Here is a 21,012-nt window from a genome sequence, read left to right on the forward strand (position 1 = left end):
ATAGCCGCCATAGATTGAACGTTATTCCCGCTCATCTCTCAGTACCTTAGCAAAGCACACCGCCTCTTCCCGGTTTATGTAGGGCCCATAATTTGCGATGCGGTTATATCCGCTGTTCTGATAAAAACGGACAGCCTTATGGTTCACAGCACGGGTTTCGAGCCAGATTTCCGTGTATCCCATTCCCGGAGCCGACTCTTCGAGGAAGGTCAGTAATGCCCTGCCGATCCCGGCGTCACTGCGGTCTGAATACATTCTCTTCAGTTCGGCAACCGTCTCTGTAAGCGGTCGGATAGCGCCGCAGCCGACAGCCACACCCTGATGATTTCTGGCCACCACCCAGAGCGCCCTCGCCTCATCCATAGCAGCCATTGCAAAGTGTCGCCTGCCATCATCGCCGGTTATCGCCGCGAGCTCGGCTGAAAGCGCATTTATCAGCCGTTGCGACTCCGGGGCGCAGGGATCGGCTTTTTCTACCCTAATCATGCCAGCCTCCGTTTTTCTTTTAACCGTCAGAATAAAACGAAACCCGGTCAGCGACATCCCCCTGGCACTCATGGACGGGATAAATAAGACTGGACCCGTCTCACAATGCCCGGATGAGGGCTCGTCGCGCATTCACGGCTAAGCCTCTACTTCGCATCTATAATTCAGTGATTCATCACCCTGCGCCCTTTTTAATCGTGGCAGCGAGAGGTCGCGGTTCCGCCTCACGCAGAGACTGGCGGCAAAAAACAGCTGAGTGCCCCAGCCTCTTACGGCGCAGCTCCCGCTGAGTGACGCACAGAACAGAACGGCCGGTCACAACATAAATTGACTCTTTAATGAATAAGGAAGCCTCATGAATCTATCTCTCAAAAATCAGGTTGCGCTGGTGACCGGTGCCAGTTCAGGCCTCGGCTATGCCTGTGCAGAAGCCCTCGCAAGGGAAGAGGCCGCTGTGGTCATTAACTATCACAGTCAGGCCGAGCCTGCCGAAGAGCTGGCAGAAAAAATCCGGGCCGGTGGCGGTCGTGCCATCGCAGTGAAAGGTGATGTGTCGAAAGAGGCAGATGTCGATAATCTCTTTGCGCAGACCCTTGCTGAGTTTGGCAGACTGGACATTCTGGTGGCTAACTCAGGCCTGCAGAAAGATGCCCCCTCTATCGAAATGACGCTGGAGGAGTGGAATACCGTTCTGGATGTAAACCTGACCGGGCAGTTTTTGTGTGCGCGGGCTGCGCTGCGCCAGTTCCGCGATCAGGGACACAGTCCGGAAATCAGCAGAGCGGCAGGGAAGATTATTCATATGAGTTCTGTTCATCAGCTCATTCCCTGGGCCGGACACGTTAACTATGCCGCCTCCAAAGGCGGCGTAGACCTGCTGATGAAAACGCTGGCGCAGGAGGTGGGTGAGGCGCGTATCCGCGTTAACTCGGTTGCGCCTGGCGCTATCGCGACCGCCATCAATGAGGAGACCACCCAGGGTGAGGCGGGCAAAGCATTGTTAAAACTGATCCCCTATGGCCGCATCGGTGCGGCTGAAGATGTGGCGAATGCGGTAGTCTGGCTTGCCAGCGATCTTTCCGATTACGTTCATGGCACGACGCTCTTTATAGATGGCGGCATGAGTCTTTATCCCGGATTCCGCGACAACGGCTGATTCCTCTGCCTCGCGCAGAGGATCAGGGCGGCAGGTTTTAACCGCCACCCTGGCAGTGACCGGCGCCCGAAGCAGTGCGTTCTTCGGGCGTTTGTCTCTGCGGTGGCTGCCGCTCAGCAGATGATCCGCCCACCGCGCCATGCGACAATCACGCCTTACACGATTTTGTTCTGAGGTTTCCGACATGACGTCCTTTTATCAATTCACGGCCCCGCTTCTGAACGGTCAGACGGCCTCCATGGCAGACTACGCAGGCAGGACGGTGCTGGTAGTCAACACCGCCAGCCGCTGTGGGTTCACACCGCAGTATGCTGGCCTGGAAACCCTTTATCGCAAATACGCCGATCAGGGACTGGTGATACTGGGTTTCCCCTGCAATCAGTTCGGCAGGCAGGAGCCCGGCAGTGCTGACGATATCGCACAGACATGCCATATCAACTACGGCGTAAGTTTCCCGATGTTCGGCAAAGTGGAGGTCAACGGGGCCGCGGCACACCCGCTGTTTCGTTACCTGAAAGAGGCGTTACCCGGCATTCCGGGTGGCCGAATCAAGTGGAACTTCACGAAATTCCTGATTGGACACGACGGCACACCGCTAAAGCGATTTGCCCCCATCACCGCCCCGGAGAAGATGGAGTCGGCCATTGTCGCTGCGCTGCCAGCGCGATGAGCGCGCCTTCTGAAAATTGAAGCCTGCCGACAGGCTTCTGCCCTGTTCTGAAGCGCAGCGATATCAGGCGCGCTACTGTCTGATAATGGTCTGAATAATCCACTCACGGAATATTTGCATCGACGGCGTCATTTTCCGGGCTCTTTGCCAGGTCAGCCAGTATCCGTCATTGCCGGAATAAATATCAAAAGGCCTGACGAGCAGCCCGCCTTTTATTTCGGGTTCAAACATAATTTCCGGTGCCAGCGCAACGCCCCCGGTAATCAATACGGCATCAATAATCAGACGCGATGAATCCAGAACAGGCCCGTTAATTCTGAAGGGGGGAATGCCCGCCGCAGCAAACCAGTTTTCCCACTCTTCATGACGATAAGAGCGCAATAAATTTTCGCCCGTAATATCCTCAGGCCGGTTAAGTCTTTTCGCCGTATCTGGCCGGCATAATAGCGTCAGCGGAGCGTCAAACAGCAGTTGATTATGTGATGCCGACCAGTTGCCAGAACCATATCTTATAGCAAAATCGACACCTTCACCGGCGATGCTCACCACATTGTTATTGGTCTGAATACTCAGTTCGATTGCGGGATGGCGTTGCCGGAAATCGTCAATTTTCGGCAGAAGCCAGCCCAGTGCAAAGGTGCCGACACAGGAGAGCGTGAGCGCCTCCCTGACTTCTCCCCCTTCAAACTGACGATAGGCTTTCTCAATCCGATGAAAGGCATCAGAAATCTCAGAAAAGAGCAGTCGCGCCTCATCGGTCATTTCAAGACCACGCGAAAGCCTTCTGAATAATGTGATCCCTAACCTCTCTTCAAGCAGCCTGACCTGCTGGCTGACCGCCGCCTGCGAAACGAACAGTTCCATGCCTGCCCGGGTAAAGTTGAGGTGGCGGGCAGAGGCTTCAAATGCACGCAGAGCGTTAAGCGGAATATCCCCTTTCACTATAGCCCCCAGAAAAAGTTATGACTGGCATCAATTTATACCGTTTTGACTCGCCGGAAAACTGATTTATTTTGGAGCCCGTAATTAAGGGGAACGATATTCAGTCACGGCCTTGTGACAATTCAGATTTAATTAACTTTTGTATAGGGAACGTTTAATAATGAATAAATTTAAAAACCGCCTGGCCGGAATAGTGTTATTCGCCGCAGCAGGATGTTCAGCGTCAGCACATGCGGCTTTCGATCAGCAATCCCTGAACAATCAGTTTGAGAAACTTGAACGTCAATCCGGAGGCCGGCTCGGCCTGGCCGTCATTGATACGTCTGATAGCACGCAATATTCCTGGCGCGGCAACGAAAGATTTCCACTGTGCAGTACCAGTAAGGTGATGGCCGTTGCTGCGATATTAAAAAAGAGCGAAGGGTTAAAAAAAAATAAAAATGCTGATACTTTACTTAATAAGAAAATTCATATAAGTCAGCGCGATATGGTGAATTACAATCCTGTCACCATGAAGCATATCGGTTCGGCAATGAGCCTCGCGGAGCTGAGCGCGGCGGCCCTGCAATACAGCGATAACGCGGCGATGAACAAGCTGCTGGCGTATCTGGGCGGCCCGCAGCATGCCACGCAGTTTGCGCGAACCCTTGGTGATACGACGTTCCGGCTGGACAGAAACGAGCCAGGCCTCAACACCGCGATTCCGGGTGATCCTCGCGATACCACTACCCCTTCAGCGATGGCAGCGAGTCTTAACAAACTTATTTTAGGTTCTGCGCTTAAAGACGATCAGAAAGCCACACTGACAGCCTGGATGAAGGGCAATACCACGGGGGCAGCCAGTATTAAAGCGGGCCTTCCGGCAGACTGGATAGTGGCCGATAAAACCGGCAGTGGCGACTACGGCACCACCAATGACATCGCTGTTATCTGGCCGAAAAATCATGCCCCCATCGTCCTGACCACCTACTTTACGCAGCACGATAAAAGCGCCGCCGCGCGTAAAGATGTGCTCGCCAGCGCAGCCAGAGTGATTGCGGACGCTGTCCAGCAATAAAGACGGACAGGTTCAGAGCTGTTCTGTGAGCAAAACCGGCCCTGGCCGGCCGGTTTACCGGTTTCAGCACAGGGCCGTCAGGCCGTCATGCCACCATCAATCACCAGTTCGCTGCCGCAAATGTAACGGCTTTCGTCCGAGACCAGGAACAGGGCCGCTGCAGCCACTTCATCCGGATCGCCCAGCCGCCCTGCCGGTATTCGCGCGCTCAGTGCCTGCCTTAGCTCATCGCTGGCCTGGTCGAACATCGGCGTATCCGTCGGGCCCGGACTGAGTGTGTTGACCCTGATACCGCGCGGTGCCAGCTCGCTGTTCCAGGTGCGGGCATAAGCGCGCACGGCGGCCTTACTGGCAGAATAGGTTCCATAACCCGGATTGGCGATTCCCCCCGCGATGGAACCGATCAGCAGAATGGCCCCTCCCTCCTCCATGAGCCTGACAGCATGCTGTACCGTCAGCACCATGGCACGCACGTTCAGGCCAAAAATAAGGTCAATATGCTCTGCTGAGGTCTCATCCAGGTTTGCCGGTACAGCCACACCTGAAGCATTAACCAGGATATCGAGGCGACCGGCTCTGGCCTGAATCGTCCCGAACAAACGTACGAGATCGCTGGCATCCGTCAGGTCACCCGCTATCGCTTCAGCCTGACCGCCGGTTAGCGTAACCGCCTCTGCCAGCTGAGCTTCGCGTCGGGCGGTAATAAAAACCCGTGCGCCTTCCTGCACAAAACGGCGAGCGATGGCAAGACCGATACCACTGCTGCCACCGGTCACCAGAACCACTTTTCCACTCAGTTTCATCATTGCCACTCCGTAAAGAGGTTGAACGATGGATGATACATTTCGTATATTTAGTGTCAATTACGCACCTGATGTACACCAGATATCCTTGAGGAAACCGCATGGCCACCGATATCACCGCTCTGCTGGCAGAGATCAACAGTACCCGCCCGATCCTGGAACAGGTTGCCAACAAATGGTCGGTGTTAATCCTGACCGTGTTGTGCTCACAGCCGTCGCGATTTAATGCCATTAAGCGCAGGCTCGATCCCATTACCCACAAATCACTGACTGAGGCATTACGCCGTCTGGAGCGAAACGGACTCATAAGCCGGCACGTGATCGCCTCCTCACCTGTCGCAGTGGAGTATGCGATCACGCCTCTGGGCAGAACCCTGCAGGACCCGTTTGTCGCGCTGGTCAACTGGGCGAAGCAACATGGCGAAACCATGCAGCAGGCTCAGGAGGAGTATGATGAGCGTGAGCCGGGACAGCAGACGTGATCTTCGGGTGCGGGAGACAGGAGTGAGATGGCGCTAAGCGCAGCGGCCGACAGGATTTGTACAGCCAGTGATCACAGGGCTGCCTGCTCAAAAAACTGATAGGAGCCATCGCGGCGGGCTTTAGCCTGATACATCGCTTTGTCGGCGCGCTCGAACAGCATTTTCGCCGTTGCCGTTCCGAAGCGGGCCAGGCTGATGCCAATCGCTGCACCGATGCGCACGTCCATGTTATCGATGACGAAGGGGGCCTCCAGGCTGTCAATAATGCGCAGGGCGATGGCCGATGCCACCCCGCGATGACTGCACTTTGCGGCCACAATAAACTCATCGCCGCCCATCCGGGCCACCGAGTCGCCCGGGCGCATGCAGCGCTGCAGCCGTTCACCGACCTGCTGCAGTAAGGCATCCCCTGTCGCATGGCCCATAAGATCATTCACTGCCTTGAATCCATTGAGATCGATAAACATCACCGTGGTGAAAGCCGGGTCCTCTGTCTCCGCCAGCATTCGGCCAATCTGCTCGTTAATCCAGGCGCGATTAGGCAGCCCGGTCAGCGGGTCGCGGGTCGCCAGCTCTTCGAGATTGCGCATCCTTTCCTTGTCACGCGTGATGTCACGCGAAACCAGCACGGCACCGATATTTTTGCCTGAAGAGGGATTGCTGACGCCACAGGCTTTAGTGCCCAGCGTGAGGTAGTGGCCGTCACGATGCCGTTTACGTACTTCAACCACATCCGGCAGCATTCCGCCGCTGAAGATATGTGCCAGCGCTGCCGAGGCAGATTCGCGATCGTCAGGATGCAGGAAATCGACCACCAACTGACCAACCACCTCTTCAGGTCTCCAGCCTATCATTTCGCTGTAGGAGGGCGAGATCGAGACGTATCTGCCATTCGCATCACAATGGGCAATCAGATCGGTACTGTTCTCGATCAGCAGGCGATATTCCGCCGCCGTGCGCACCGCATCCTCCAGCGCTTTACGCTGCGCAGTCACATCCAGGATGAAGCCGTTGTACTTCTGGTGGGAGGTGCCAGGCAGACTGTCCGGCAGGCCGGAAACCACGACGCGGCGTGTTTCACCGTCCAGACAGTGGATAGGCACTTCAAAGTAGAAAGGGGTCAGATATTCCAGCGCCGCGGTCAGCTGCAGCGCGATCTTTGCATCATCGTCAGCCTGCGCCAGTTCCAGCCAGGAACTCAGCGTCACCCCCTTCAGAGCAGGCATCAGGCCAGCCGGTGTTTCCTGACTGGCAACGCAGATACCCTGCGCGTCTGTAGACCAGACGGCAGTGAAAGAGGGTTTAATCATTAAGTTCATGGCGGCCGACTCCGATGTTGCTGACGATACTAAACAAGCTCAATACTCGTCGCTACAGACCTGATTATAACCGTAAATGTCCGTCTGACGCGGCAGGAGGCGACAGTCACTGGGTGAGCCTGTGGCGAAACCGGCCATCGCGCATGGCGGGCGCCCGGACCTGGCTGGCCGTTGTTTCTGAGGCCGCGATCCTTACAGGGATGTGCGCAGAACGTTTATGACAGGGTGCAGTCTCTGAGGTATCAGCTCCTGTTTATCGGCTCATCAGGCCGGAATCTTTAGCCCTGTCGCGTTAACTGCCCCACTTTCCGGCGCTTCATCTTTCCTTAAGAATACTCTTATAACATCCCTGCTCTGTTAGCTCATATTGGGCTTTTTCCGGAGCGTGACCCTATGCAAAATAACAACACAGCATCGCTTTCTCTGAGTAAAGTGCCTGCCGTAACCGCGGCATTCTGGTTAACCAAAATCGCGGCGACAACCCTGGGTGAAACCGGCGGCGATGCGGTAACCATGTCAATGAATCTGGGATATCTGACCGGAACGCTGATTTTCGCCATTATCTTTCTGGTCGCGGTGGTGGTGCAGATTAACCGTCCCGGTTTCAATAAATGGATTTACTGGTTTACCGTGGTGGCGACCACCACGGTGGGCACCACGCTGGCAGATTTTGCCGACCGCTCCCTGAATATTGGCTATCCGGGTGGCACTCTGCTGCTGATCACGCTGCTGACCCTCTCTCTGTTTCTCTGGAAAATAACCTGCGGCACGGTGGCGGTCAGTTCAGTGAACAATGGCGTCACTGAAACCTTCTACTGGGTGACCATCATGTTTTCCCAGACGCTGGGCACGGCATTAGGTGACTGGGCGGCAGACAGTGAAGGGCTGGGTTACGATGGCGGTATTCTGCTGTTTGCGGGTGCGCTGGCGCTTATCTGGGCGGCGAGTCGCTTTACCTCGCTTTCGCGCACGGCGCTGTTCTGGGCGGCCTTTATACTCACGCGGCCTCTGGGTGCAGTGGTGGGCGATTTTCTGGATAAACCGCTTGCCTCGGGCGGGCTCGCGCTGAGTCGCTACGGTGCCTCGCTGACGCTGGGCCTGATCATCATCGCGCTGCTGGTGCTGCTGCCCCAGCGCCCGGCCGCGAAAACCGCCACCGCGCATTAACCGCGCGAACGGGAAAACGGGCACACGCCTGCTTCAGTCCCTGGCAGAGCCGCCTGCACCGGCGGCTTTTCTGGATTTGCCGTTAACAGGTGTACCTGCTCTGGCTACAGAATATGCCGGCTGGCTACTCAAGCCGGCTGGCGATGAGGCGCAGTTGTTCTGCTATCTGCTTTAAATCCCGCTGCTGCTGTCCGGCCATACCGGTCGAACTGCGCACCACCAGTTTAGCCGGCAGAATCGAGGAAGAACGCTGCTCATCCTGTTCGCTGGCCAGCAACAGCCTTGCAACCGCCTCTTTGCCCTGCAAATCGAGGTCCAGCGACACCGTAGTCAGCGCCGGATGAAAAAACGCACTTTCATAGGTGTCGTCATAACCAATCACAGAGATCTGGCCCGGCACCGCCACGCCGCGCTGATGCAGCGCGCTCAGCACACCCAGCGCCATCTGATCGTTGCCCACCAGCAGTGCGCTGAATCCGGGCGCTTCCCGCAGCAGCTGCAGTACACCGTTGTAACCACTCTGTGCGTCCCAGTTACCGTGGCTGATGCTGACGGGCTTCAGACGGTAACTCTCCAGCGTATCCAGCCAGCTTTTCAGACGCAGATTTGCTGAAACCGACTGCTCGGGTCCGGCCAGCAGGGCGAACTCGCGATGGCCCTGCTCATAGAGATATTTAACGCTGGCACGGGTGCCGTCAGCCGGGTTAAACGAAACGTTAAACACCGCGCTGTAAGGATCGACATCCAGAAACAGACAAAGGATATCGTCATTCTCCTGCACGATTTGCTCAGCATCGTGGCTCTCCAGCGGGACGTTGATGATCACCTTGTCCACCCGCTGAGACTTCAGCTCATTGATGCAATCCTGGAGGCTTTGATTGACGTTCTCATCAATCATGGCGATTAGCACCTGGTATTCAGCAGCATTAGCATAACGTTTAACCGCAGCGGCCACCTGCGAGGGGGCATGCAACGCCAGCGAGGTGGTCACCAGACCCAGCGTGGTGCTCTGCTTACCCACCAGTTGCTGTGCCAGCCTGTTAGGTACATAGCGCAGCGTTTCAATAGCGTGTTCCACCTTGCTCCGCGTTGATTCCGAAACGTTTGCCGACTTATTCAAAACCCGCGAAACCGTCTGATACGAGACGCCAGCGTGGCGGGCGACATCCTCTAAGGTGGCATTTTTTGATTTCATAATTCGCATCCCTGATGACCAATGGCGGAATGGTATCACAGCCGTGGTGTCAGCCAGCCCACCGCTGTCACATTGCATGAATAAAAAGTAAAAGTAATACCTTCACATATTGAGATTTGGTGATCTGATTCACTAATCGTTACAAATAGCGCCGCTTTATTTGCAGTAACTCACACATTATCGCGATTTTATTTGTCACTCATCTGACAAAAAGCGTTTACTGCCGCTGTCATGTGAACGTATTACAAATAAAACTGAGGATAACATGGAAACAAGGTTACGTACTGCTGCCGTGGCGCTTGCTGCGGCCCTGACTTCCCCGACGCTCTATGCCGCTATCGACAACATTGATTTCCATGGCTATCTCCGTGGTGGGGTGGGCGTATCGCAGGATGGCGGTATTGAAGAGTATCAAAAGAACAAAGTCGGCCGTCTCGGCAACGAAGCGGATACTTACGGCGAGGTCGAACTGGGCAGTGAGGTTTACAAGAAGGATGATGTCAGTTTTTATGTCGACACCATGGTCAGTATGTTCTCCGACGGCTCAAATGATAACGAAACCACCTTCGGTGACGATGCTCAGTTTGGCCTGCGCCAGCTTAATCTGCAGATCAAAGGACTGGTGCCGGGTGACAAAGATGCCGTGATCTGGGGCGGTAAACGCTACTATCAGCGTCATGACCTGCACATTATTGATACAAAGTACTGGAATATCTCTGGTTCAGGTGCCGGTATCGAAAACTACACGCTGGGTCCGGGTGCTGTCTCTTTTGCCTGGATTCGCGGCGATGCCAATGATGTGGATTACCGCGTCGATGGCGACAACGACGTCAACATTAACTACCTGGATCTGCGCTATGCCGGCTGGAAACCCTGGAGTGGAGCCTGGACCGAGTTTGGTATTGATTACGCCATGCCAAACACCACCAACAAACAGAAGGAATATGGGGGTCTTTATGACGCGGATAATGGCGTCATGCTCACCAGTGAAATCAGCCAGGACATGTGGGGCGGCTACCAGAAACTGGTGTTCCAGTACGCCAATAAAGGTCTGGCGCAGAACATGATTTCGCAGGGCGGCGGCTGGTATGACATGTATAACGATACCCGCAACGCCAGCGGCTACCGCGTGATCAATACCGGTCTGCTGCCGGTCACCGACAAATTTTCCCTGAACCAGGTCTTTACCTGGGGATCAGCAGACGATATCACCGCCCAGACGAGTAAAAGTACCCTGCTGTCGCTGGTGGGTCGCGGTCAGTATCAGTTTACGCAATATGTCCGCGGCATCGGCGAAGTGGGTAGCTTCTGGCAGAAAGATGAAAACAAAGTGGGCAGCGACTACAAAGCAGCAGGACAGAAATATACGCTGGCACTGGGTCTGGCAGCCGGTCCCGAATTTATGTCTCGTCCGGAACTGCGCCTGTTTGCCTCTTATCTGAATGACTCAGAAGATGGACACAGCTTTAAAGACAACACCAGTAATAACACCTGGAACTTCGGCGTACAGGTCGAAGCCTGGTGGTAACCGCGCCATCGCCTCCCTGGAGTCATTGTTAAGCTCTTATGCAGGGGCTTTATGGATAACCGGCGACGGTTATCCATTTTTTTGTTCCGGATTCAGACCAGTGCCTCATTCCGGCTGAAAGAAACGCTCTTCCAGCAACTGACGCAACGGGTCGGACTGCCTGCCAAAAATCGCATGGACTTCCTGTCCCAGAATGACCACACCAATTGCCCCTGCCTTCTGTAATCCGGCCGTATCCACCGCCTTCAGTGAGGTCACCTTCACCCGCAGCCGGGTTATACAGGCGTCCACCTGCTGAATATTGTCACGCCCGCCAAAGCACTCGACAAGCCGCTCGAGTAGCGCGTTGTCTATTTCAACCTCCTGTGCCGTAATCGGCTGCCGGCTGAAATATTGCTTAAACGATTTCAGACTTACCATGTTGTTCTCCTTCAGAGGATAAAAAGGCGGGCTGCTGCCCGCCACTCACGACTGATACACGAAAACGAGCGGGCCATGCCGTGACTGCCCGCAGAAGATAGCCTTTTTCTGTCCTCGGCCTCTAAAAAACCAGCCCTGCATCAACAGCAAAAACCCCGCTCTTCCTGCAGAGAATGCCATCTCTTAAAGTGATGGGGGGCATAGGCCCCCTGAGCCTGTGCTCTCCCTATTCCAGCGGTCGGCTCAACACACGGCATCCCCACGCTGCCAGCATCAGCGATCCTGTCATGGGTGTGCCATCAATCAAATCGCTCAGCCCGGCAGGCAATAACACCTGCTGCGTCTGGCCAGTAAAGTTCTGCACAAACAGAAACGCCTGTTCACCATCGGTACGCCGCTGAACGACCACCCCAGGTGGCAGCTCAATCGGCAGTGCGCGCGGTAATTCCAGCTGCTTAATCAGTGCACCGTAAAAATCCCGATGGAACGACAGATCATTACGCGACGCGATATACCACGCTTTACCCTGACCTACCCGATTTACGGTCACCGCTGGCGTTCCGGCATAAAAATCACTCTCGTAACTGGCCAGCGCCGTCGCCCCTTCCAGATGAATATGCTCGCAAAGCTCGCGCGCCTGATAAGGTCCGCTCAGCCCCAGCTCATTGCCACGTATCCCGCGCACGCCGTTGAACTCCTCATCCGTCAGACTATCGATCTCTTCTGACCAGATGCCGAGTAATGGCCGCAGCGGACCCGGGAATCCTCCGAGGTAACAGAGATCGCTCTCATTCACGATGCCGCTCCAGTAACTGGCGACAAAATGGCCGCCGCGCTCCACATGCTGCCTGGCCCGTGCTGCAAAACCATCACGCAGCATATAGAGCATCGGCGCAATTACCAGATCGTAGCCGCTGAGCTCGCTATCACCATTAATCACATCCACCGCCACTCCCTGCTCCCAGAAGGCACGATAGTGTTCGTTCACCGTGCGCTCATAATGCAGGCCCAGATTGCGTGGTCCCTGCGCATTATCCATCGCCCAGCGACTCTCCCAGTCAAAAATGATCGCGACGCGCGCTTCAACCCGACTGCCCATGACCGGCGTCATCGCTGCCAGCATCCGGCCCAGCTCTCTGACTTCACGCCCGGTGCGGGTATCAAGATGACCGACATGATCGACCACCGCACCATGAAACTTCTCAACTGAACCCCGACTCTTGCGCCACTGGAAATACTGCACCGCGTCCGCACCATGCGCCACTGCCTGCAGGGAAGAGAGAATATGCATCCCCGGCTTCTTCAGCTTACTGGTCGGCTGCCAGTTCGTTGCGCCTGGCGTCGACTCCATTAATACAAAGGGCTTGCCCTGTTTCAGGGTGCGCATCAAGTCGTGGTACATCGCGGTATAACAGGCAAGCGTGGTCTCATCCCTGACGTTGTGCCACATCGGATAGCTATCCCAGGAGATAAAATCGAGTGCTGATGCCAGCTTCCAGTAATCGTAGTCGTAGAAATACTCCATGAAATTGGTGGTCGCGGGCAGGTCAGGATTCGCCTGTCTGAGCGGTTTAATCTCCTCACGACAGAAGTCCGTCACCTGATCGGTCATAAACCGACGCCAGTCCAGATTCAGACCGTGGATCGACATTTCACCCTGCGGCGCTGGCGACACAATCTGTGACCAGTCACTGTAGGTATGACTCCAGAAATCACTCCACCAGGCGAGATTCAGATTATCCAGCGTCTCATAGCGGCGCTGCAGCCAGCCGCGAAAGGCCTGCTGACAGCGGTCGCAGTGACACTCCCCGCCATACTCGTTAGAGACATGCCAGCCGATCACCGCAGGATGATGCGCATAGCGCGCCGCCAGTCTGCTGTTTATCGCCTGCACCTTCTGACGATACACCGGTGAGGTCATACAGTGGTTATGACGGCCGCCATGCAGGGCGGGTATGCGATCGCGCCCCACACGCAGTACCTCCGGATAAGCCTGCGACATCCAGGCCGGGCGCGCTCCGCTGGGCGTGGCAAGAAACACAGATATTCCCTCCAGCCAGAGCGAATCGATCACTTCATCCAGCCAGCCAAATTCATAGCGTCCCTCTTCCGGCTCCAGCTTAGCCCAGCTGAAGATACCCACCGACATGACGTTACAGTTCGCCTGCTTCATCATCGCGACATCGTCATCAATAATGCCCGGCTGGTGCATCCACTGCTCCGGATTGTAGTCAGCACCATGCAGCAGCCGGTTAACCCGGGCGCTGAGCGGGGGAAATTTATTCATACCTGTTCCTCAGAGGAAGAGATCAGCGTCAACGCTGATAGTTAATTGAAAACCTGTAGCGAAGGCAGGGCCTTGCCGTGACAGTCAAACAGCGCCTGGTTCTCGCGGGCGTTACCCTGTTTCCATTCGTCGTGGATATATTTCATGCCTGCGGGCGTGGCCCAGGTATTACCCGGCGCGGGGATCCACGCCGGTTCCCAGTACACCACGCCCTTACCGCGATGATCCGGCACCGCCAGTACCGCTGTGATCAGGTCATGCAGATAAGCCGCCTGCCCTGCGACCGTGCCCGGATAACCGCCTGCCTGCGCCTCTCTGGCCTGGAAACTGTTCTCAGCGCTATCGCAGTTTTCCAGCGTGTAGCCATAGGCGGCTTCCACCACCATCACGTCTTTGTCGTAGCGCCGGGAGATGTCATCCATGTTTGCTTTCAGTGCACTGATGGGGCCGTTCCAGTAGGTGTACATCGACAGTCCGATCACATCGAACGGCACATCGCGCTTAACAATTTCGTCGAACCACCAGCGGAACATATCGTTTTTGGTGCCCTCAGCCAGATGCAGCATGATCTTCACCTGATGCGGATCGCTGAGGTTTTCACGCAGCCCGCTGATGCCTGCCTTGAGCAGGCCCGCCAGCCGACCAAACTCACCGCCGTTCTGGCCCCAGCTTTTGCCTTCCGGCCAGAGCATGCCGCCATTAAGCTCATTGCCAATCTGCACAATATCCGGCATCACGCCTTCTGCTTTGAAGCGGGCGAGGGTGTCGCGCGTGTAGTCATGCACCTTTACTTCCAGCTGGGGAAAGGTCAGCGACTGCCAGGCTTTAGGCTTGAACTGCTTGCCGGGGTCGGTCCAGAAGTCGCTGTAATGTATGTCGAGTAACAGCTTCAGACCTGCCGCTTTGACACGCTTCGCCAGCGCCAGCGTGGTCGGCAGATCGTTACCGCCACCGCCATAGGTGTGACCGTTGTCGTCGTTAGGATCGACCCACAACCGCAGCCGGATAGTGTTGATACCGCTGGCTTTCAGAATGGCGATAGCATCCTGCTGTTGATTCGCAGCGTTATAGAATTTCGCGCCCTGCTTCTCCAGTTCTGCCAGCGAAGAGATGTCCGCCCCTCTGATAAAATCGGCAGGCCACGGTCCGGCAGAGGCGATGTCTGGCTGTCCGGCGGCGAGCAGCGGCGTCGCCCAGGCCAGCGCCAGGGCGAGAAATAATCGTTTTGGTGACATGATTTATCCTTTTGTACTGCCTGAGGCGAGGCCGGAGACAAAGTATTTCTGCAGGGCCAGATAGAACACCGCGACCGGCAAGGCGATCAGTACGGCACCGGCCGCATAGGTGGTGTAGCTGGCACCCATTTTTTGCGACACCAGGTTGTAGAGGCCAATCGGCAGCGTGTACTGCTCCGGCGTGCGCAGAATGGTACTGGAGAGGATGAAATCGCCCAGCGGTCCGGTAAAGGAGAACAGCGCGACCACCGCCAGAATCGGCTTCGACAGCGGCATGATGATCTCTGCAAAGATGCGGAGATTGCCTGCACCATCCATACGTGCCGACTCATCCAGATCTTTGGGAATCGAGTCGAGGTAGCCCTTCATCAGCCAGGTGTTCATCGGGATCATCCCGCCAACATAGATCAGCACCAGCGCCAGATGGCTGTTGATTAATCCCAGCAGCTGCGACAGGACGAAAATCGCGATAAGCGCCGAAAACTGCGGGATCATCTGCAGCAGCAGAAACAGCATCAGGCCATTCTGCCGCCCTTTAAAACGAAAGCGGGAAAAGGCGTAGGCGGTACAGCTGACGCTGATTAACGTCAGTACCATGGTCAGAAAGCTGATTTTCATCGAGTTCCAGTACCAGGTCAGATAAGGGACCGTGCCGTTGAACAGGTCGCGGTAGTGCTGCAGCGACGCATTCTCCGGAATGATCGCGCTGCTGAGCAGACTGTTGCCCGCATTCAGTGATGCGCCTACCGTCCAGACCAGCGGATAGATAATGATGGTCGAGACGGCCAGCACCACCAGCCAGGTCAGCGACAGGCGTATCCACCTTTCGCGTTTAATACTGCCGGACTTCGCCATAACTGCTCCCTTACACCATCTCATCTTGTTTAAACGACCGGGTCGCGCGGAACTGCCAGAGCGCCAGACCTACCACGAAAATCGACAGCAGAATGGTGATCGTGGCGGCGATGGCATATTGCGACGACGACATGGTGAGCTTGTAGATCCAAGACACCAGGATATCGGTGCCGCCGGCATTCGATCCCGCCACCGCCGGACCACCATTGTTAAACAGGTAGATGATGTTGAAATTATTAAAGTTGAAGGTGTATTGTGTGATGATGATCGGCGCAATGGCGTAGAGCACCAGCGGCAGCGTGATGGTTTTCAGTCGTGTCCAGGCGCTGGCCCCATCCATGATTGCCGCCTCATAGAGATCTTCAGGGATCGCCTGCAGCACTCCGGTCGTCATCGCAAAAACAAACGGGAAGCCGAGCCAGGTCTGCATCATGATCAGCGCGGTTTTAGTCCAGAACGGGTCGGTCATCCAGGCTTTAGGTGCGATGCCAAAGAAGTCGAGAATCGCATTGTTGATTACGCCAAAGCTGTCATTAAACATCCCGGCAAATACCAGAATGGTGACAAAGCCCGGCACCGCCCAGGGCAGGATAAAGAGAGTGCGGATCAGCGGCTTAAAGCGCAGGTCCTTCTGATTGACCAGAATCGCCAGCATCACGCCGACGGTGCACTGCAGCGTGGTCGCCAGCAGCGTCCAGACCACGGTCCATTGCAGCACATCGAAGAAGGTGGAGCGCCAGATTGACAGCGTAAAAATGTTGATGAAGTTTTTGAAACCCACCCAGTCCACCAGCTTCGCCGGTGGCGTGTGATAGAGGTTGTAGTTGGTGAAGGCGATGGCGAATCCAAACAGAATGAGAAACACCACCACAAACACCAGCAGAATAAAGCCCGGCGAGATCATCAGGTAGGGGAAGCCGTCACGCAGCAGCAGCTGATACTGCTGACGCACACTGTTAAGTGGCTCTCCCCTGTCGCGCTTAACGCCATTGATCCATGCGTCGCGCACCGACAACCCCCAGATCGCCACGCCGAAAGCGGCTATCAGCACACTGATAATTCCCTCCGCCAGCAGGAAAATGGAGTTATCACGCGGCACCGCTTCACCCAGCGTGTAGAGACCCCAGAATCCTTCTCGCAGAAAATCATGGAAGATGCCGGCAAAGCTGCTGAGCAGAATCAGAAAGCAGACGCCTTTCGCCCACTGGCGGTGGTAAAACTGGCCGAAGCCAGGCAGCAGTGCCAGCAGTGCACCGGTCGTCGCATGACGACGCGGACGCCTGGCCGTCACCAGATGTTCCTCGGAAGATATAGCCACTCTCTGATCCTTATCCTGTAGGGTAATCCCGTGAACCGGCCTTACTGATTACTGGCCTGCATCGCTTCAATCTGCATGGTGATCTGTTTCACCGCGTTATCCAGCGCGGCTTTTGGCGCCTGCTTGCCGGAAACGCTCAGTTCCAGCGCCGCATTAGCCGGCCCCCACACTTCCTGCATCTCCGGCACGCCTGGCATGGCTGACGCGCGCGCTGACTGCACCGCGACCGCGTTGGCTTTCTCATCATCTTTAATCATCGGATCGTTCATCAGCGCAGTCACCGGCGGGATCTCCTGGGTTTTCTGATAGCGCGCTTTCACGTACTGCGGCTGGTTGATAAAGGAGAGGAACTGCTGTGCCAGCGCCTGATCTTTGCTCCAGGTCGATACCACATAGCCTTTAACGCCCAGGAAGGAGCTCATCGGCTTGCCGTTTGGCAGTAGCGGCAGTGGTGCCACGCCATAGTTGATCCCGGCCGCCTGATAAGGCTGGAACGCCCACGGCCCGTTGATCACCGCCGCCGCTTTCTTCTCGGTAAACAGCGAGTCGATTGCGTTAAGGCCGTTGTCGCCCATGATGCCGCCAGGCAACAATCCTTCGCTGAAGAAGCGCCTGAGATAGGTCACGGCCTCCACACTGCCCGGCGTGTTCAGTCCGATATCCTGAGTGTTGATGGCACCCTGTGCATTTTTACCAAAGATGTAAGCGCCCATCGGAGCCATCACGCCCCAGCTGTAGTAAATCTGGTCGAACTTCGCCAGCAGGCCATACTGTTTTGCCTCGCGCTGCTTCTGCGAGAACGCGCGATACTCATCCAGGGTTTTCAGCGGCGCGGGCAGCAGATCTTTGTTGTAAATCAGCACCAGCGTTTCTACGGCTTTGGGTATGCCATAGACCACCTTATTCTGCGTGAAGGCCGCCATCGCCGAAGGGGTGTAAGCGCCCTGCTCTGCTGCGTCAATCTTCAGTGGGGCCAGTAATCCCTGCACGACCGCGCTGCCAAGCTGATCGTTAGGAATGACCAGAACATCAGGGCCGATTCCGGCCGGCCCGTCCAGGCGCAGCTTTTCAATCTGCTGTGCAAAAGGCATCTCCTGTACTTTCACATCAACATTGAACTGCTTCTGGAAATCAGCGACCGCTGCTTTGATGCCATCCGCTTTCTTAATATCTTCCCAGACTGTGAGTTGCTGAGCGGCCCAGACGGATTGATTCAGCATCAATGCTGACAGAAGTAGCGTCACGCTGGTTTTGATTTTCATTACTGGCCTCATGTGAAGGTATTACATTTAAAGTTATTTCCGCTGATCTAAACCTGACAATTTTGCAGATAGCAGGGAGTTGTCAGGCAAATTCAACGTGATTAACGTATCGCAATTTCGCTTACGCTACGCGGAACATCAGAAACGCTCCAGCCCCTTCGTGCCAATGTGTGATCGCTATTACAGAAATCAAAAACAGCGGTAGGGCGCCTCCTGGCGTAACGTTATAGTCATGGCAGGTAGCATCACGGCTGACATGTAAAGCGACCACCTGGTATACGTATTACATTTAAGCCACCAGAACCATACCATGAGGATCAGCATGTCCAGCATCAGATTGAGAAATGTGACCAAACGCTTTGGTAAAACAGAAACGCTGAAAAACATCGCGCTTGATATTGAAGCCGGAGAGTTTGCGGTCTTCGTGGGTCCCTCAGGCTGCGGTAAATCCACCCTGCTGCGGCTGATTGCCGGGCTTGAAGAGATCAGTGACGGGGAGATCCTGATCGGTGAGGAGGTGATGAATGATGTCGCCCCCTCACATCGCGGCGTGGCAATGGTGTTTCAGTCCTACGCGCTCTATCCCCATATGACGGTGGCAGAAAATATTGGCTATGGCCTGAAAGTGAATGGGCTGCCAAAGGCACAGATTGAGCATCAGGTCGCAACCGTTGCAAAGACGCTTCAGCTTGCGCACCTGCTGGATCGCAAACCCCGGCAGCTTTCCGGCGGCCAGCGTCAGCGCGTGGCCATTGGTCGTGCCATTGTGCGTAATCCCGGGGTATTTATGTTTGATGAGCCTTTGTCGAATCTGGATGCGGAGCTGCGCATCGATATGCGGCTGCACATTGCAAAACTGCATCAGGAGCTGAAAACCACGATGGTCTATGTCACGCATGATCAGACCGAAGCGATGACGCTGGCCGACAGGATTGTGGTGTTGAACGATGGCAAGGTGGAACAGGTCGGCCCACCGATGGAACTCTATTACAATCCGATTAACCGTTTTGTGGCGGGTTTCATCGGCTCACCCAGGATGAACTTTCTGCCCGCCCGCGTGGAACAGTGTGGCCCGGCGGGGCTGGTCGCGTTGATCAATGATGGGGAACACCGGTTGCAGCTTCCTTTACCTCTGCGCCAGCTGCAACCTGGCGATGAAATCACGCTGGGCATCCGACCGGAACAGCTTCAGATCAACGGTGATGCGCCACTCAGCATCCACTTTCACTGCGAGGTCGTGGAACGTCTGGGCAACAACACCTGTCTGTTTGGGCAGAGCCACGGTTATGATGGTTTCAAAATGCTGCTCCCCGGGGACGTGCACTTCCATCCCTACCAGACCCTGCGTCCCACTTTCCATCCGCAGCACTGCATGGTGTTTGATGCTGACGGAGCACGTATCAGCGCAGATATTGAGATGCCACAGGTGCGCGCAGCCTGAGATCGCTGACTGATATGTCCGGGAAAAAAGGCCGGAAACGGCCTTTACTGCCGGAGCGGCCTATCCGGTCAGTCTGATGCGCCTCCTGACCCGGCGGAACAGGTTACCACTTAAACCGATCCCTCTTTCTCGATGACCAGCACGCGGGCAACGCCCTGGGGACGCGCGATATGCTCTGTTCCTTCACTGGCATAGAAAATATCGCCTGTATTCAGAACCCTGCTTTTAATCTCACCCTGTTCTTTATATTGCATTTCAACACACCCATCCATCACCGCAAAAACCTCCTGCCCATCGTTGATGTGCCACTTATAGGGCCGATCGGTCCAGTGAAGTTTCACGCTGGTATTGCCGAAGCTCGCGATGTGCTGAGCGTCCCAGGCCTTCGAACCGGTAAATTCTGTGCTGCGGTAAAAATTCATTTTATCTCCGGTAACAGACATACGTTTTCGTCATCGGCCTCATGAATAGCAGAGCAACAACATGGATTCCAGACTCATGCCCGCGCTTGTCCCGATCTGTCCCGATGTTGTCCGGTTAAGGCGTTATCAGGAGATCCGGTAGCCCCGATAAAGCCCGGTATGTGGTGAGGCTTAACCGCTTCCCGAATGATCACTGAATGAATCGCCTGGCCCGAACGCGATGGCAGGGATAATATTGACGTTGCGTCTCTGTTTCCCCCGACTGTCAGAAGGAGTGTCATGAATTCAGCAACCCTGCAAAACCTCTATCACGCTGCCAGTGAGAAAACGCTCGCAATGTGGGCGAAAAACGCGGGGATTGGGGAGATTAAGAAAGAGAGTTATTACGACCCGCTGAAGCTGGCCCTGGCAACCGGCATTCAGCCCGCCGTTCCCCCCGCGGTTTCACGGCTGCTGGATGAACTGAAACAGCTTACCCGGGATGACCCTCTGGCCGATACCTTGCCGGAGCAGGGTCTGCACTTTACCTTTTTACCTCTGACCCTGCCGCTCTATATTGAGCACGCACCTTTGCCGGAAAAAATAGCTGAACTCAGGGCGCTCTGGTCCGGTTTTCACGCGCAAAACATTGTTATCAGAGATCTTCGTTTAGTCGCGTTGCCGGGACAGCTGTTGCTGGCGGGCATCCCCGACGCGCCGGCAACAGACCTGCGTCACGCCTTCTGTGAAGAGGTTCTCAACTCCCGCTGGAAAGAAGAGTTGCTGATGCGTCACACCGGCAGCGCTCTGCCGGCCCCCTTCTGGCACACGACCCTGCTGCGCTACGGCGCGGCTTATTTACCCGCGCCGCTGCGGCAGTTCTTTCTGGCACGCCAGACCCTCAATTACGGGAAGGTAGAAGGCGAACTGATGCTGGCAGAGGTCAACTACAACTGGACAACCTGTTATCCTTTGCAGGATTAATTGC

The 21,012-nt window shown here is 55.5% G+C and carries 20 protein-coding genes; 8 read left to right on the top strand and 12 right to left on the bottom strand.

What is annotated here, in order from left to right; genetic code table 11:
* Positions 1 to 21: 21 nt before the first annotated feature.
* Positions 22 to 486, bottom strand: coding sequence for a GNAT family N-acetyltransferase (locus tag FJW00_RS08530; protein WP_181405371.1), 465 nt, complete (start codon positions 484 to 486; stop codon positions 22 to 24).
* 355 nt (positions 487 to 841) lie between these two features.
* On the opposite strand from FJW00_RS08530, the gene FJW00_RS08535 reads away from it, so the two are divergent.
* Both FJW00_RS08535 and FJW00_RS08540 read left to right on the top strand, forming a co-directional pair.
* Entirely contained in the window at positions 842 to 1,642 is an 801-nt protein-coding gene (locus tag FJW00_RS08535) for an SDR family oxidoreductase (RefSeq protein ID WP_140923561.1), read from the top strand.
* Positions 1,643 to 1,826: 184 nt separating this feature from the next.
* Entirely contained in the window at positions 1,827 to 2,312 is a 486-nt protein-coding gene (locus tag FJW00_RS08540) for a glutathione peroxidase (RefSeq protein WP_140923563.1), read from the top strand.
* 72 nt (positions 2,313 to 2,384) lie between these two features.
* On the opposite strand, the gene FJW00_RS08545 is transcribed toward FJW00_RS08540, so the two are convergent.
* Positions 2,385 to 3,254, bottom strand: a complete 870-nt coding sequence (locus FJW00_RS08545; protein ID WP_111207188.1) for a LysR substrate-binding domain-containing protein — start codon at positions 3,252 to 3,254, stop codon at positions 2,385 to 2,387.
* Between the two features lie 160 nt (positions 3,255 to 3,414).
* Between FJW00_RS08545 and bla the strand changes: the two genes are divergently transcribed.
* Positions 3,415 to 4,311: a class A beta-lactamase gene (gene bla / locus FJW00_RS08550; RefSeq protein WP_140923565.1), complete on the top strand. Its 897-nt coding sequence runs from the start codon at positions 3,415 to 3,417 to the stop codon at positions 4,309 to 4,311.
* Positions 4,312 to 4,388: 77 nt separating this feature from the next.
* On the opposite strand, the gene FJW00_RS08555 is transcribed toward bla, so the two are convergent.
* Positions 4,389 to 5,117, bottom strand: a complete 729-nt coding sequence (locus FJW00_RS08555; RefSeq protein WP_140923567.1) for an SDR family NAD(P)-dependent oxidoreductase — start codon at positions 5,115 to 5,117, stop codon at positions 4,389 to 4,391.
* Positions 5,118 to 5,215: 98 nt separating this feature from the next.
* On the opposite strand from FJW00_RS08555, the gene FJW00_RS08560 reads away from it, so the two are divergent.
* Positions 5,216 to 5,596, top strand: coding sequence for a winged helix-turn-helix transcriptional regulator (locus tag FJW00_RS08560; RefSeq protein ID WP_140029264.1), 381 nt, complete (start codon positions 5,216 to 5,218; stop codon positions 5,594 to 5,596).
* A 71-nt stretch (positions 5,597 to 5,667) separates the two neighbouring features.
* On the opposite strand, the gene FJW00_RS08565 is transcribed toward FJW00_RS08560, so the two are convergent.
* On the bottom strand, positions 5,668 to 6,915 hold the full coding sequence (locus FJW00_RS08565; protein ID WP_009092713.1) for a sensor domain-containing diguanylate cyclase: 1,248 nt from the start codon (positions 6,913 to 6,915) through the stop codon (positions 5,668 to 5,670).
* Between the two features lie 393 nt (positions 6,916 to 7,308).
* On the opposite strand from FJW00_RS08565, the gene FJW00_RS08570 reads away from it, so the two are divergent.
* Positions 7,309 to 8,082, top strand: a complete 774-nt coding sequence (locus tag FJW00_RS08570; RefSeq protein WP_140029265.1) for a COG4705 family protein — start codon at positions 7,309 to 7,311, stop codon at positions 8,080 to 8,082.
* 124 nt (positions 8,083 to 8,206) lie between these two features.
* Here FJW00_RS08570 and FJW00_RS08575 read toward each other — a convergent pair whose 3' ends face one another.
* Entirely contained in the window at positions 8,207 to 9,277 is a 1,071-nt protein-coding gene (locus FJW00_RS08575) for a LacI family DNA-binding transcriptional regulator (RefSeq protein WP_140923570.1), read from the bottom strand.
* 265 nt (positions 9,278 to 9,542) lie between these two features.
* Between FJW00_RS08575 and FJW00_RS08580 the strand changes: the two genes are divergently transcribed.
* Positions 9,543 to 10,805: a maltoporin gene (locus tag FJW00_RS08580; RefSeq protein ID WP_046102865.1), complete on the top strand. Its 1,263-nt coding sequence runs from the start codon at positions 9,543 to 9,545 to the stop codon at positions 10,803 to 10,805.
* A gap of 105 nt (positions 10,806 to 10,910) precedes the next feature.
* Here the strand turns inward: FJW00_RS08580 and FJW00_RS08585 are convergent, their stop codons facing one another.
* The 6 genes from FJW00_RS08585 to FJW00_RS08610 form a co-directional block, all read right to left on the bottom strand.
* Positions 10,911 to 11,225 carry a PTS sugar transporter subunit IIB gene (locus FJW00_RS08585; protein ID WP_046102864.1) on the bottom strand — a complete coding sequence of 105 codons (315 nt, stop codon included), beginning with the start codon at positions 11,223 to 11,225 and terminating at the stop codon, positions 10,911 to 10,913.
* A 226-nt stretch (positions 11,226 to 11,451) separates the two neighbouring features.
* Positions 11,452 to 13,512 carry a beta-galactosidase gene (locus tag FJW00_RS08590; protein WP_058957227.1) on the bottom strand — a complete coding sequence of 687 codons (2,061 nt, stop codon included), beginning with the start codon at positions 13,510 to 13,512 and terminating at the stop codon, positions 11,452 to 11,454.
* Between the two features lie 41 nt (positions 13,513 to 13,553).
* Positions 13,554 to 14,747 (bottom strand): glycoside hydrolase family 53 protein, encoded by a 1,194-nt coding sequence (locus FJW00_RS08595; protein ID WP_140923572.1) that lies wholly within the window; start codon positions 14,745 to 14,747, stop codon positions 13,554 to 13,556.
* 3 nt (positions 14,748 to 14,750) lie between these two features.
* On the bottom strand, positions 14,751 to 15,602 hold the full coding sequence (locus tag FJW00_RS08600) for a sugar ABC transporter permease (RefSeq protein WP_046102861.1): 852 nt from the start codon (positions 15,600 to 15,602) through the stop codon (positions 14,751 to 14,753).
* A gap of 10 nt (positions 15,603 to 15,612) precedes the next feature.
* A complete protein-coding gene (locus tag FJW00_RS08605; RefSeq protein WP_140923574.1) occupies positions 15,613 to 16,920 on the bottom strand; it encodes a carbohydrate ABC transporter permease in 1,308 nt (435 codons plus the stop codon).
* Positions 16,921 to 16,961: 41 nt separating this feature from the next.
* Positions 16,962 to 18,182, bottom strand: coding sequence for an extracellular solute-binding protein (locus FJW00_RS08610; protein WP_111207195.1), 1,221 nt, complete (start codon positions 18,180 to 18,182; stop codon positions 16,962 to 16,964).
* Between the two features lie 322 nt (positions 18,183 to 18,504).
* Between FJW00_RS08610 and FJW00_RS08615 the strand changes: the two genes are divergently transcribed.
* On the top strand, positions 18,505 to 19,623 hold the full coding sequence (locus FJW00_RS08615; RefSeq protein ID WP_046102858.1) for an ABC transporter ATP-binding protein: 1,119 nt from the start codon (positions 18,505 to 18,507) through the stop codon (positions 19,621 to 19,623).
* A 110-nt stretch (positions 19,624 to 19,733) separates the two neighbouring features.
* Here the strand turns inward: FJW00_RS08615 and FJW00_RS08620 are convergent, their stop codons facing one another.
* Positions 19,734 to 20,045: a cupin domain-containing protein gene (locus tag FJW00_RS08620; RefSeq protein WP_046102857.1), complete on the bottom strand. Its 312-nt coding sequence runs from the start codon at positions 20,043 to 20,045 to the stop codon at positions 19,734 to 19,736.
* Positions 20,046 to 20,324: 279 nt separating this feature from the next.
* Here FJW00_RS08620 and FJW00_RS08625 point away from each other — a divergent pair, with 279 nt between their 5' ends.
* Positions 20,325 to 21,008, top strand: a complete 684-nt coding sequence (locus FJW00_RS08625; protein WP_140923576.1) for a hypothetical protein — start codon at positions 20,325 to 20,327, stop codon at positions 21,006 to 21,008.
* Positions 21,009 to 21,012 lie beyond the last annotated feature (4 nt).

Source organism: Pantoea anthophila (assembly GCF_006494375.1).
Lineage (GTDB): Bacteria > Pseudomonadota > Gammaproteobacteria > Enterobacterales > Enterobacteriaceae > Pantoea > Pantoea anthophila.